The sequence below is a fragment of the Micromonospora sp. NRRL B-16802 genome, from assembly GCF_001279555.1.
Taxonomy (GTDB): Bacteria; Actinomycetota; Actinomycetes; order Mycobacteriales; family Micromonosporaceae; genus Micromonospora; species Micromonospora profundi.
On record NZ_LGEB01000139.1, the window covers coordinates 1 to 445 of the forward strand.

General features: G+C 67.0%; 1 protein-coding gene. It reads left to right on the plus strand.

Annotated features, from left to right (window positions below; genetic code table 11):
• On the plus strand, window positions 1-445 hold a 445-nt coding region (locus ADK66_RS32535), incomplete at both ends, for an RICIN domain-containing protein (protein ID WP_231640261.1).

Genomic DNA, 445 nt, shown 5'->3' on the forward strand with positions numbered 1-445 from the left:
GGACGTGATGACCGGCTCCAACCAGGCCAACATCTTCGGCGCGGTCACCCGCGCCTGCCTGGCCGTCACCCGCTGCACCGGCATCACCGTCTGGGGCGTACGGGACAGCGACTCGTGGCGTGGCACTGACAACGCCCTGCTGTTCGACAGGTCGGGCAACAAAAAGGCGGCGTACGACTCCGTCCTCAACGCCCTCAACGCGGGCACCAACCCCACCACACCTCCGCCGGGCTCCCCTGTGGACACCAACGCCTGGTACGTGCTGGTGAACCGCAACAGTGGCAGGGCGTTGGACGTGTACAACCGTGCCACGAACGACGGCGCACGGATCACGCAGTGGTCCCGTAACGACGGCGCGTGGCAGCAGTGGCAGTTCGTCGACTCCGGCGGCGGCTACTACCGGCTGAAGTCCCGGCACTCCGGCAAGGTGCTCGACGTCTACAAC